Raw genomic sequence first — 10,877 nt, forward strand, 5'->3', positions numbered from 1 at the left:
GTGTCTGGAGCACCTACGGTTCGGTCTGGAGCACCGCGACGGCTTCGCCGCTGACCTCGATGGTCGACGGGAAACCGAAGAGGCTGAGCATGACGGTCTGGTATTCCATGTGGACGACGACTTCGACGCCCTGGTCACCGGCGACCGGGTCGACCTCGTGGGCGACGACGCCCGGTACGTCGTGCAGGTAGGCGTTGACGGCGGTCACCGCCGCCGGGAAGTCGACGTACTGGCCTTCGCCGCTGACCGCCCGCCCGATGTCGATCTGCTGCCCGCCGGTCCGGGCCGCCTCGGCGGCCAGGTTGTCCGCCTGTTGCATCGTCCGGTACTTGCCGGCCGCGTCCACGGTGATCCCGATGACGATGATCACCGCGAGAAACGCGATGGCGAGAAAGACACCGACCCGGCCTTCGTCGGCGCGCAGCCGTCGGGCCGGGTTCATGACCGCCCCCGGTATCGGTCCAGCGGGGAACGGAACTCGGACGTGAGCACCCGCTCGTTGGGTACCCAGGGCAGCCCCAGGTCGCCGAAGCTCACCGCGCAGCTCACCTCGACCTGGATCAGGGCGGTGGTGGTGCCGGGTGGGGTGCCGAACGCCTGCGACAAGGTGTTCACCCCGCCGTGGGTGAAGTTGGCGACCGGCTGCTGGGCGCAGGAGATCCCCTCCCAGTCGAGCCGCTGCGCCACCGCGTGGGTGGCGTTCGCCTGCGCTTCGTCGACCGTACGGGAAATCGAAGCGGCTCGGGCGGCGTCGTGGGCCGCCGCGTCGAGCGCGTTACGGGCCAGCACCGTCCGACCACTGACCCAGGCCACCACCACCAGCAGCAGGAACGCCGGAGCGAGGATCGCCACCTCCACCGAGACGGATCCTCGCTGCCGCGCCGTACGCCGTACCACCGTCAGCCTCCCGCCGGTGCGAACCGCTCGATCTCACCGTTGGCTGTCTCACTGATCGTGAACGTCACCCCGGGCACCAGCGACAGCGCGGTGCCGCTGACGGTGTAGGAGACGTACCGGCCGTCGGAGCTGACCACCGGTTCCGGCAGCGGATCCCACTCGAGCCAGTCGCCGGACTCGGCCAGGAACGCCGCCGCCCGCTGTGCCCCCACGCCGGTGTCGGCGTTTCCGCTGCCCAGCGCGTCGAAACCCCGCTCGGCGGTGACCGCCTGCTGGGCGGCGCTCAACGCCACCGTACGGGCCAGGAACAGCGCCGCCACCTGGATCGAGGCGAACAGCAGCAGCAGGATGGCGGGCATCAGGATGGCCAACTCCACCGGCCCGGCCCCCCGGTCGCTGCCGCTGCCGGGGCGGTCGGCGGAGCCCCGGTCGGCTGGCCAGGGCTTGCCGGCCCGGGCCACTGGGGTGGAGGTGGCCCGGACCGGCAAGCTGGTGGAGGGGTGGACCATGTGGATCAGCCGCCGGCGCCCGGCACGTTTCCGGGGTCCGGCAGGTCGGTGTCCGGGCTCGGGTTGGAGCTCATGAAGTCGAAGGCGAGGTCGGACGCCCAGGCCAGGACGGCGATCGCCACGAGCGCGAGGCCGACGATGATTACCGCCGTCGGGACCGGGCTGTCACCCCGGTCCCGTTCGGCGGCGCTGCGGATCTCGCTGATCCGCTCGGTCACCGCGACGTACAGATAGCTGAGCACTACCATGTCTGATTGTCCTTTCAGGTCGTTGCGCTGGCGGGGGTCCGCAGGTCAGATGCGCGGGCCAGGCAGGGGTCAGATGTAGCCAGGGGTCAGATGCGGGCCAGGAAGGGGTAGAGGACGAATCCGATGAGGACGAAGACCAGCAATGCTCCCGGGATGTCGAGTCGGCCGGTGACCGCCTCGGCGCGGGCCAGGTTGTCGGTCCTGATTTGATCGCGCAACGAGTCGGCGCGGCTGCGCAACGTCTCGTGCACCTGGGCACCTTCGGTACCCGAGGACTGCATGATCGATCCGACGTCGCCGAGTTCCGGCACGCCGATCTGATCGGACAGGTCCCGCAACTCATCCCAGGGCGAGTGCATCTGCAACTGGGCCAGCCGCAACGCCTCCCTGATCCGGTCGAAGACCCAGCCGTCACACACCTTCGCCGCCCGTTCCAACGCCTGCACCGGCCCGTGCGCCGCCGACATCTGCAACGCGACCAGGTCGAGGTAGGTGCAGACCGCCCGGCTGAACTCGCGACGGGCCTGCTTGGCCTTGGACAGCACGTCCTGATGGGCGACCAGCGCCCCACCGGCGGCCAGCCCCAGCCCGGCGAGCGCGGGCACCACCACCGGCAGGCTGATCCCGGCGGCCGACAACGCGATCGTGACCACCGCAGGCGTGGCCAACCCGATCAGCACGGACAGCAACAGCGACAGGGCGTACTGCTCGGGCGTCTTGCCGAGCAGCGCCAACTCCTTGTGCGGCGGCCGCAGCCAGCGGGTCGCCCCGCTGAGCCACGCCAGGTCCTGGCTGCCGGGGTCGGCGATCCTGGCCGGCCGTTCCGGATTCGGATGCAGCCGGCGCAACGCCGGGCCGAGCGCCGGGGTGGCCGGGCTGGTCTCCCGGATCAGCAGGAACACGCCGAGGCCGACCAGCGCGCCGGCGACCACCGCCACGGTCAGCTGCCAGTTGAGCATCAAAGACCAGTCGAGGCTCATCGCAGCGCCTCCTCCAGGTCCGGGGCGGCCAAGAACCGGGCCGGCCGGGGCGGGATGCTCATCTGCCGTACCCAGACGAGCAGCGCCACGAAGAGTCCACCCAGGGCGGTCATCACGACCTGACCGCCCGGTTCGCCGTACGGGGCCATGTAGTCGGGGTTGACCAGCCCGTAGCCGAGGACCAGCAGGGTCATCGCGGTGAGGAACCGCACCGCGAACCGGGGCTGGGTCCGTTTCGCCTCCACCTCCCGGCGGGTGGCGACCTCGGCGGCGGCGGCGTTGGCGATCGACCCGAGGACGTCGCCGAGCCGCTCACCCCGGTCGGTCAGGTGCAGGATCAGCGCCGCCACCACCTGGTCGCAGACCGGGTCGCCGATCTCGTCGGCGAAGGCCAGCAGAGCGGTCCGACCGAGCCAGCCGGCCTGCAGGCGGGCGGCCAGATCCCGTACCTCGGAATTGATCTCCTCGGGGGCGGTGGCGACGGTCCCGATGATCGCCTGTTGCAGGCCCTGCCCGGTGCCGGAGACGTCCTTGAGCCGGCGGGTCCACTCACCGACCGCTTCGATCCGGGCGATCGCCCGTCGTTCGGCCTTGCCGACGTTGAACAGCCACGGCGCCCCCGGTACGGCGATCGCGACCAGCAGCCCGGCGATCGGCAGCCCGGTGATCAGGAAAGCGAGGGCACCGGCGACCACGGCGGCGACCAGCACCGCCTGATGCTGCCGCTGCTCACGCCGACTGTCGCCGGAGCCCATCCAGAGCCGGCGCAGCCACTGGCCGGTTCGCGACGGCGGACCAGGTGGTCTGCTGGTGCCGACGACCGCGACGACGGTCAGCACCAGGCCGCCGACACACGCGGCCCCGGCGAGTACGGCGATCAACTCGATGTCGGAGGAAAGGTTCACCGCTGCCCCCGCAGCACGCTGTGCCGGGGCCGACGCCACGCGCCCACCCCGGCTTCGATGTAGCGCGACAACAGCCGGGCGTCGTAGCCGATCCGCATCAACTGGTCCCGTACCCGCTCCGGCAGGTGCTTGGGGATCGCCCGGCCGTCCGGGCCGGGACCGAAGACGGTGGTGGTGGCGATCCGGTTGCCTTCCGCGACCCCGATCACCTCTTCGATGTGCGAGATGAACCGGTGTTTACGTCCGCCGATGCCGGTCTCGTCCTCGACGGTGACGTAGACGATCAGGTCGAGGGCGTTGCCGGCCATCCGTCGGGCCTGGTCGACGGTCATCTCCCGGCCGTGCGACAGCGCCAGTTCGACGATTCGTTCACCGACCCCGGCCGGGGTACGGGCGTGGATGGTGCACATCGAGCCCCGGCTGGTGGTCATCGCCTGCAGCATCGGGACGATCTCCCGGGACCGGACCTCGCCGACGATGATCCGCAGCACGCCCATCCGCAGCGACACCGGGATCAGGTCGGCGATGCTCACCTCACCGGCCGGCCGGCCGTCCATGCCGCGTTCGCCGTGGCCCTCCCGGGCCTCGAAGCTCATCACCGCCCGGTGCCGCGCGGTACGCCGGGCGGGCAGCAGTTCGCGGCTCTCCTCCAGCAGCACGTACGGCTCGTCGGGCGGGATCTCGTTCATCAACGCCCGGATGATGGTGGTCTTGCCGGCACCGGCCAGCCCGGCGACCATGATGTTGAGCCCGGCCCGCATCGCCGCCCGCAGGAAGTCGCGGACCAGCACGTCGATCATCTCGTCCAGGTCGGACCGCCCGCCGGCCACGTCGTCCAGGCTGATGTCCAACGTGTTGTGTTTGCGAATCACCGCGTACGGGCGGTGGCTGACCAGGTAGACGGCGGCCAGCCGGCTGCCGTCGGGCAACTGCAGGTCCAGAGTGGGCTTCGACGTCGACAGGGATCGTTCGGTGGCGCCGGCCCGGCGGGCGGCGGCCTGCAGGATGTCGACCAGTTCGTCGTCGCTGTCGGCAATCGGCGCGTGCCAGTCGACCTGGCCGTTGCGCCGGGTGATCCGCACCTGGTCGCAGCCGAGGATGTGCACCTCTTCGATGGTGTCGTCGACCAGCAGGGTCTGCAGCCGGCCGAGGCCGACGAGTTCGGCGGTGACCTGGTCGAGGAGCACCCGTTCCTCGTACGCGGTCAGCGGGGTGCCGGCGCGGCGGACCTGGTCGGCGTACTCGGAGACGACCGCGACCGCGATCCGGGCCCGCTCGACGTCTTCTTCGTCGATGGTGAACTCACGGCCCCGCTGCCAGCGGGTCAGCCGGGTGCTCAACTCGCGGCGAAGTTCGCGTACCAGCGCGAAGTCGGTGCGCGGGCGGGGCGGTGCGGGCGCGTCCGACCCCGGCCGGGGCGGCGCGGTCGCGTCCGAACCAGGACGGTCCGTCATCTGGCGGTCCGGGGCCGGGGCGGCGGGCATGACCGCGCCGCCGGCCTGGGTCGGCGGACCCGACACGGGTGGCCGGGCCGGGCCGCCGGCTGGCGGCCGCTGACCGTTGGCCGGTGCCACACCGGACCAGGTCGCCGGTGCCGCGCCGGGTCGGCCGCCGGGCCGGGTCGGCGCACCGGTACGGGGTGCCGGCGGAGCGGGTAGACCCGGCACCGGCGGTACGGCACCGGGCGGTACGGCACTGCCGGGCGGTACGTCGGCGGCCGGAGCAGTCCTCGGCGCAGCGCCGCCGGCCAGGGCCGGCCTGGCCGCGGCGGCATCGGCCGGTGCGGCGCTGACCGGGGCCACCAGCGGCCAGTTGTGCCGGCCGGTGTGACCGTGCGGGGTGACCTCGCCCGGTATCCCGTTCGGACCCAGCGGCGGGGTGATCGAGGTGACCGGATCCTGCCAGCCGGCGCGGTCCGGTGTGACCGAGGTGCCGGCCGTGCCCGGCCCGACCTGCGGCGGGGGCTGGCCGGGCGGGCCGGACCGACCCGTGGGCTCCGCCGGTTCGCCGCCGGAGTCCGGCGGTTCCTCGCGGGGGTCCCTCAGCACCGGTTCAAACCGCATGGGGTACCCCTTCCAGCGCCGGCCACCGCAGCCGCGCCTGCCGGCGCTCGATCAGCGACCGCACCGGCACCTCCAACGCGCCGGCGGCCCGCAACAGCGGCCGACCGAGCCGGACGGTCCCGCCGTGGCTGAGCACCTCGGCGGTACGGGGATCCGAGGGCAGCCGGGCGATCACCGGCAACTGCAGGGCCTTGCTGATCTCGGAGCGGCTGTGCCCGTCGCCGACCAGCAGCAGCCGCAGCGATCCCGGCGGCACCCGGTGTTCGGCGAAGTCTCGCTCGATCGCCTGGACGGCGGCTCGGGCGCTGGACAGGTCCGGCAGGTGGGCGGCGGCCACGATCAGCACGATCGTGGCCGCCCGCAGGATCGGCCACGGCGGGTTGGCGACGTAGAGCCGACCACAGTCGACGATCACATCGTACGGTGGCCGGCCGCCGTCGAGCCCGACGAAGAAGTCGGCGAACCGCTGCCACAGCGGGGTGACGCTGCCGATCTGGGCGGGGTCGACGACGCCGGGCAGCAGCAGCCGTTCCCGGCGCGGCGCGTCCAGGTCGACCAGTTGGGTCCAGAACGCCTCTTCCAGGTTGCCGTCGCGTAGCTCGCTGACCGCGAGTTCCCCGATTCCGCGTGGGCCTTCCAACGCGCCGCCCAGGTAGCCGGCCATCAGCGTGCCGCCGGCCGGGTCGCACTCGGCCAACACCACCCGGTGATGCCAGGCCAGGGTGCAGGCCAGCGCGCTGGTGGTGACGCCGGGCGAGCCCTTGGCGGAGACGAGGGCGACGATGGCCATGGTCAGGCCGCCGTGGTCAGCACTACCGCGATCCGGTTCTCCGCGGCGAGCACGACGACCGCCGGCACGTCCCGGACGGCCAGCGCGAGATAGACGATGACGTTGCCGCGTTCGACGGCGGCGACGTCGATCACGGTCGCCTCGAAACGGGTGACCGCGCTGTCGCGGCTCTCGCGGGCGGGGGTACCGACCAGCAGCAGCGTGTCGCCGGGGTGCAGTTGCCGGGCCGGCACCTGGTCCGGCTGGAGGCCGAGGGCGATCTGCTGCTGGTCCGGCCCGATCATCGGTTCGTTGGTGAGCTGGGCCGGGGTGAGCAGGCTGCCCGGCACCAGGGCCACCGCCGCGCGCAGGCCGATCACCTGGTCGAGTTGGCTGGCCGGCACCGGTGAGATGCCCTGCCCGCCGGCGACCTGCACGGTGGTCAGGTCGTCGGCGGAGAGCACGGTGCCGACCGGGACGTCCCGGGCGACCGCCAGGTAGGAGCCGGTGGCCCGGACCGAGGTGATCGCGAACGCCGAGCCGAGCCCGCCGAGTGCGATCAGCAGTACCGCGAGGCCGAGCAGGCCGGGTCGCATCCGCCGCTGCCGGACGATCTTCGGCGGGGTGACCGGGGCGTCGACGCCGCCCGGGCTGGTCCGCGTGGTCGCGACGGTCATTCCCGTACCACCTGCAGTTCCTCGATCTCGACCGTGGCGGTGCTGGTGAGCGTCTGGGTGTCGAAGACCTCCTGGAACTCGCCGTTGAGTTCCCAGTGGACTTCCCAGTAGGTGGTGGCGGTGATCTCGTACGTGCCGGGTGCGTCGTACCCCGGGCGGTATCCGCAGTCCGGCAGCGAGGCGCCGTGCACGGTCCGGTCGTACGGGGTGAAGGCGTCGCCCCGTTCACAGGTCACGGTGTCGCCGTTGCCCATGTCGAACCTGACCTCGGTCACCTTTCCGACCACCCGGACGGTGAGCCCTCGGTCGGACTCGCTCTCGTCCTGCGGACCCCAGGCGGTCTCGCTGCGCTGCGACCAGAGCCAGATCGGCAGCCCGACCAGCCCGGTGGTGCCGGGGCTGGGCGCGGTACGGATGACCGGCTTGGTGAAGTTGATCCGGGCGTACGCGCGGCGGCGCAACTCGTCCGGGTCCGGCGGATCGTCGAAGCCGGGCGGCGGATCGTCTCGCCAGACCGTTATCGAGGAGGCCTGGCCGGCGTTGCAGGTGGCGGTGTAGGCGGTCCGTCCCTCGGATTCGGGTGTCGCCGGCGGCTGCGGCTCGGCCACCCGGTAGTAGCAGCCGTCGTCGCGGTTGAACCAGCCGAGGATCTCGTCGTAGCAGGGCACCAGTTCGCCGTTGTGGTAGCAGGACGAGGCTCCACCGTTGCCGCCACCGTTGCCGGGCCCGCCGCCGCCGTCGTTGCCGGGACCTCCGGGGTTGCCCGGATCCTCGACCCAGGCGTCGCAGCCGGGCTGGCTGGGGGTGCAGTCGCCGCCGCTGGACTGGGCGGCGGCCGGTCCGCCGGTGGCCAATCCGACGACGGTCAGGGCGGTGGCGGCCAGCGTGGCGGCGGCGACCAGGCCGGCGAACCGGCGGCCGGCGGCACCGACCCGGGTCAGCATGGCTGGTCCGGGTGGGAGCTGCCAGCGCTGATCAACCAGCGACCGTCGTCGTAGCGGGTGGCGGTCGCGGTAGCCAGGTAGCGGCCGACCTCGGTGCCCGGCACGACCTTGTCTCGGTCGTCGACATACACGAGCTGGTAATTCGTGGCGTCGAGGCAGTCCTGGATCACCACCGTCGCCGGCACCGAATCCAGATTGACCTCGGTCACCGTGGGATCGGAGATTAGCGAGCCGGTACGCATGGCGCCGTGCTCCTTCGTGTCTCGAATGGCCAGCCGGACCCGTGTCAAGAGCGGATCAGCCAGATACTTCTTCAAATCGGGGTGCTGCGGGTCGGCCTCGTGTTCGGCTTCTTCGGCGGCGGCGAGATACCCGGCGTACGCGGCGAGCGCCGCCTCGGCCGCCTCGGCTCGGGCCGGGTCGTCGGTCGCGGCGCCGACCCGCGCGGGGGGCAGGGCGGCGGACTGCTCGCTGGCGCACGCGCTGAGCGCTACGGCCGCGATCGCCGACACGACGAGCGTTGCCGCAGTCCAGCGCGGGTGCGATGCGCCCATGGTCCGTCCTCCTCGGTGCCGCGCCGATCTGTCGGCGCCGTACGGAGACAGGTCTATTGCCAACGTCGATGCGTTGGAGTGGTGCCGACCTGTCGACTGGAATGTCCCAGGGTTGCCTCCGGCTGGTGCGACCAGGTGCCGACCGACGCAATTCCGCCGGTCAACCCGATGTTTCCCGGCAGTAGTGCATCACTCAAGGGGGGAGCATAGGCTGACGGTCGCGACAGCAACAGGGGCAATTCAGAACAACACTCAGCGTTACGATCTTCGGGTCCGGTGTCGTCGTGAGGTGATTCGATGTCCGTCCATTGCGGTCGACTCGCCGTGGGCGGGGGCCGCCATCGGGCGCGACAACGATTGGTGATCAAAAACAGTCTGCGACTCTAGTGAATTGCCAGCAACGGACATGTTGTGTCCCATTTGGAAGCAGGTCTGATGCTCACCCGCCATCGATCCGCCCCCGCGTCGACGCGCCAGCGGGAATCCTCCGCGACGGCTGTCCCGGGGGTGCCGTCCCCCGAGTCCAGCGATCATGAAGTTACTCAAAGTCATCAACCGTGGTGGGCTCGGGCGCTCGGCGTACTCATGATCACGCCCGGGTCGCGCTGGGCCGTGGCCACCCACGCGGTCGCCCCCGGCGAACCGTGGCGGCGGGACTGTCCACGGTGCCGGACCAAGATCGGCGGTCCCGGCCTGTCGCGGGCGTTGTCGCCAATGGCCCGGTGCGGCGGCTGCGGCGACCGGATCGGAGCGCCACCGCTGCTCGTCGAGGCTGCCGTGCTTCTGGCGCTGGCCGCCGTGCTACTCGCCGGCCACCCGCCACTGGTGAGCATAACCCTGCTGTGGTGGTCGGTCTGGATGGTGCCATTGGTCTTCGTCGACGTCGCGGTGCACCGGTTACCTGACCGGCTCACCTATCCGGCGGCGGCCGGGACCTGGCTGCTACTCGGCCTGGCCGCGGCGGTGTCCGGCCAGCCCGGTACCTGGCTGCGGGCGCTGGCCGCCGGCATCGCGATGGCCCTGCTGTTCGCGACCACCACGCTGCTGTTCGGCGCCCGGGGGTTCGGGCTCGGCGACGCCAAACTGGCGCTGAGTATCGGCGCGGTGCTCGGCTGGTTCGGCTGGCCGGTGGTCGTCTTCGGGCTGTTGGTGGCTTTCGTCACCTCTGGTTGTTGGGCGCTGCTACTGCTGGCCGTACGGCGGATCCGGTGGTCGCATCATCTGCCGTTCGGACCGTTCCTGATCCTCGGCGCGGTCGTCGGGGTCGCCACCGCCGGCTGATCACCGACACCGGCCGATCACGGATACACGGCCACGCCGAGTTGAGGGCTCACGAACCCTAAAGCCTTCCGTAACGTGCGTGAGCCCTCAACTCGACAACCCGACAGCGAAGGGCCGACCTTGGCGAAGCAGGACTGGCGCGCTCGCACTGTCCTGCCAGGGCGGGAGGCGTCGGACTGTCAGTGGTGGTGCTTCGCCAGGCCGACGAACGAGCGCCACGCGGGCGGGGCAAAGGTCAGGGTGCCGCCGTCGCGGTTCTTGGTGTCCCGGACCAGGACGCGGCCTGGCAGGTTGTCGGCTACCTCGACGCAGTTGTTCTGTCCGTTGCTCCGGCTCGACGTGAACCAACGAGCCGCTGAAACGTCGCCAGTGATCATGTGCCCATCTCCTTCATCGCGTCCCTGATTGCCTGCCTCGACGCCTGTTCGTCGAGCGGGCGTCCCAGATGTTGCTGAATGCTTGCTCGTACCGGTCGATTTCATGGGGCTTGTCCAGGAACAGCCGCCCAGCGGAGCTGGCGGGGCGGATCGGACCCTGACGTGACGCGGGCCACGAGTCAGGCCACCCCGCGTTTGGCTGACGGGCGTACCAGGTCGACGATGCCCCGCCAGACGTGGCCGACCGTGGCGGCGGTCCGGATCGTCACCAGCGGGTTCCAGAAGTCCCGGAAGTGGACGATCTTGCCGTCCCGGAAGCGGACCACCGAGATGTAGGTCTGGTGGAACGGTCGTTTGGTGACCACGCCCCGGCCGTCGCCGACGAACTCGGCGATCACCAGTTCGGGATCGGTCGTCTCGTGGAAGGTGAGTCCGGAGAAGCGGACGGACAACTGCTTCGGAAAGTCCTTCATGTGCTCGTACAGTTCGTGGTGTCCGACGAACCGGGACGGCACACCCGGCAGCGGATAGGGGAACTCCAGCACCCCTTCCGGGTCGAACAGCTCCACCCACTCCCGGATCCGTCCCGCCGTGATGTGGTCGAGGTTGCGGGCGAACACCTCCTGCGCCTGCGCCCTGGTTTGCTGCTCTACGTCCACGATGGCCACCTTTC

Annotated in this window: 13 protein-coding genes and 1 pseudogene; 1 reads left to right on the forward strand and 13 read right to left on the reverse strand. The window is 71.0% G+C overall.

All coding sequences use genetic code 11. The features are described from left to right. Nucleotides 1-13 precede the first annotated feature (13 nt). The 11 genes and pseudogenes from O7632_RS03545 to O7632_RS03595 form a co-directional block, all read right to left on the reverse strand. Nucleotides 14-442, reverse strand: a complete 429-nt coding sequence (locus O7632_RS03545) for a hypothetical protein (RefSeq protein ID WP_278111391.1) — start codon at nucleotides 440-442, stop codon at nucleotides 14-16. Next, entirely contained in the window at nucleotides 439-858 is a 420-nt protein-coding gene (locus tag O7632_RS03550) for a TadE/TadG family type IV pilus assembly protein (RefSeq protein WP_278111392.1), read from the reverse strand. The genes O7632_RS03545 and O7632_RS03550 overlap by 4 nt, the downstream gene beginning before the upstream one ends. Before the next feature lie 41 nt (nucleotides 859-899). Continuing rightward, nucleotides 900-1,406: a TadE family protein gene (locus tag O7632_RS03555; RefSeq protein ID WP_278111394.1), complete on the reverse strand. Its 507-nt coding sequence runs from the start codon at nucleotides 1,404-1,406 to the stop codon at nucleotides 900-902. Between the two features lie 5 nt (nucleotides 1,407-1,411). Continuing rightward, nucleotides 1,412-1,654 carry a hypothetical protein gene (locus O7632_RS03560; protein WP_278111395.1) on the reverse strand — a complete coding sequence of 81 codons (243 nt, stop codon included), beginning with the start codon at nucleotides 1,652-1,654 and terminating at the stop codon, nucleotides 1,412-1,414. A gap of 86 nt (nucleotides 1,655-1,740) precedes the next feature. Then, nucleotides 1,741-2,613, reverse strand: coding sequence for a type II secretion system F family protein (locus tag O7632_RS03565; RefSeq protein WP_278119799.1), 873 nt, complete (start codon nucleotides 2,611-2,613; stop codon nucleotides 1,741-1,743). 17 nt (nucleotides 2,614-2,630) lie between these two features. After that, entirely contained in the window at nucleotides 2,631-3,539 is a 909-nt protein-coding gene (locus O7632_RS03570) for a type II secretion system F family protein (protein ID WP_278111397.1), read from the reverse strand. After that, a pseudogene (locus tag O7632_RS03575) lies at nucleotides 3,536-4,930 on the reverse strand (ATPase, T2SS/T4P/T4SS family); the annotation flags it as partial. The pseudogene O7632_RS03575 and the gene O7632_RS03570, both read right to left, overlap by 4 nt. A gap of 661 nt (nucleotides 4,931-5,591) precedes the next feature. Next, complete coding sequence (locus O7632_RS03580; RefSeq protein WP_278111398.1) at nucleotides 5,592-6,392, reverse strand: ParA family protein; 801 nt, start codon at nucleotides 6,390-6,392, stop codon at nucleotides 5,592-5,594. Between the two features lie 2 nt (nucleotides 6,393-6,394). Beyond that, nucleotides 6,395-7,048: an SAF domain-containing protein gene (locus tag O7632_RS03585; RefSeq protein ID WP_278111399.1), complete on the reverse strand. Its 654-nt coding sequence runs from the start codon at nucleotides 7,046-7,048 to the stop codon at nucleotides 6,395-6,397. Further along, a complete protein-coding gene (locus tag O7632_RS03590) occupies nucleotides 7,045-7,992 on the reverse strand; it encodes a hypothetical protein (RefSeq protein WP_278111401.1) in 948 nt (315 codons plus the stop codon). The genes O7632_RS03585 and O7632_RS03590 overlap by 4 nt, the downstream gene beginning before the upstream one ends. After that, nucleotides 7,986-8,546, reverse strand: coding sequence for a hypothetical protein (locus O7632_RS03595; protein ID WP_278111403.1), 561 nt, complete (start codon nucleotides 8,544-8,546; stop codon nucleotides 7,986-7,988). The genes O7632_RS03590 and O7632_RS03595 overlap by 7 nt, the downstream gene beginning before the upstream one ends. A gap of 585 nt (nucleotides 8,547-9,131) precedes the next feature. On the opposite strand from O7632_RS03595, the gene O7632_RS03600 reads away from it, so the two are divergent. Further along, nucleotides 9,132-9,827 carry an A24 family peptidase gene (locus O7632_RS03600; protein ID WP_278111404.1) on the forward strand — a complete coding sequence of 232 codons (696 nt, stop codon included), beginning with the start codon at nucleotides 9,132-9,134 and terminating at the stop codon, nucleotides 9,825-9,827. A 179-nt stretch (nucleotides 9,828-10,006) separates the two neighbouring features. Here O7632_RS03600 and O7632_RS03605 read toward each other — a convergent pair whose 3' ends face one another. Continuing rightward, entirely contained in the window at nucleotides 10,007-10,204 is a 198-nt protein-coding gene (locus O7632_RS03605; protein ID WP_278111406.1) for a DUF397 domain-containing protein, read from the reverse strand. Between the two features lie 179 nt (nucleotides 10,205-10,383). Then, nucleotides 10,384-10,863 carry a nuclear transport factor 2 family protein gene (locus O7632_RS03610; RefSeq protein WP_278111407.1) on the reverse strand — a complete coding sequence of 160 codons (480 nt, stop codon included), beginning with the start codon at nucleotides 10,861-10,863 and terminating at the stop codon, nucleotides 10,384-10,386. Nucleotides 10,864-10,877 lie beyond the last annotated feature (14 nt).

Origin of the sequence: Solwaraspora sp. WMMD406 (assembly GCF_029626025.1) — a bacterium.
GTDB lineage: Bacteria > Actinomycetota > Actinomycetes > Mycobacteriales > Micromonosporaceae > Micromonospora_E.

Coding starts and splice junctions, on each gene's coding strand:
- O7632_RS03545 (WP_278111391.1), bottom strand. CDS start 442: ATGAACCCGGCCCGACGGCTGCGCGCCGACGAAGGCCGGGTCGGTGTC.
- O7632_RS03555 (WP_278111394.1), bottom strand. CDS start 1,406: ATGGTCCACCCCTCCACCAGCTTGCCGGTCCGGGCCACCTCCACCCCA.
- O7632_RS03560 (WP_278111395.1), bottom strand. CDS start 1,654: ATGGTAGTGCTCAGCTATCTGTACGTCGCGGTGACCGAGCGGATCAGC.
- O7632_RS03565 (WP_278119799.1), bottom strand. CDS start 2,613: ATGCTCAACTGGCAGCTGACCGTGGCGGTGGTCGCCGGCGCGCTGGTC.
- O7632_RS03580 (WP_278111398.1), bottom strand. CDS start 6,392: ATGGCCATCGTCGCCCTCGTCTCCGCCAAGGGCTCGCCCGGCGTCACC.
- O7632_RS03585 (WP_278111399.1), bottom strand. CDS start 7,048: ATGACCGTCGCGACCACGCGGACCAGCCCGGGCGGCGTCGACGCCCCG.
- O7632_RS03590 (WP_278111401.1), bottom strand. CDS start 7,992: ATGCTGACCCGGGTCGGTGCCGCCGGCCGCCGGTTCGCCGGCCTGGTC.
- O7632_RS03595 (WP_278111403.1), bottom strand. CDS start 8,546: ATGGGCGCATCGCACCCGCGCTGGACTGCGGCAACGCTCGTCGTGTCG.
- O7632_RS03600 (WP_278111404.1), top strand. CDS start 9,132: ATGATCACGCCCGGGTCGCGCTGGGCCGTGGCCACCCACGCGGTCGCC.
- O7632_RS03605 (WP_278111406.1), bottom strand. CDS start 10,204: ATGATCACTGGCGACGTTTCAGCGGCTCGTTGGTTCACGTCGAGCCGG.